General features: G+C 63.7%; 1 protein-coding gene. It reads left to right on the plus strand.

What is annotated here, in order from left to right; translation table 11 throughout:
* Positions 1 to 44: 44 nt before the first annotated feature.
* Positions 45 to 262 (plus strand): hypothetical protein (locus tag ACM615_RS24035; protein WP_431012652.1); only part of this gene is annotated, 218 nt, incomplete at its 3' end.

Below are 262 nucleotides of genomic sequence, written 5' to 3' on the forward strand. Positions count from 1 at the left end.
CCACTGCTAAGTTCCTACCCCAAACGGAAGCTGTAGATGAGTTCGTGACGGGTTTCAAAACCAAGCTGCAAGCCACCCTCGATGCCGCCTACCACGGCCTGAAGCAGCTCCGTGAGCAGGGCTACCCGGTGGATGCCATCGCGCCGGCCGGGGCCATCTACCTCACCGCCAAAATCGACGTGCTGGGCCGCCGCACGGCCGCCGGCGAAGTGCTGGCCACCACCAAAGAAATCACCGCCTACCTGCTCACCGAAGCCGGGCT

The organism is Rahnella sp. PAMC25617, from assembly GCF_050606005.1.
Classification (GTDB): Bacteria; Pseudomonadota; Gammaproteobacteria; order Enterobacterales; family Enterobacteriaceae; genus Rahnella; species Rahnella variigena.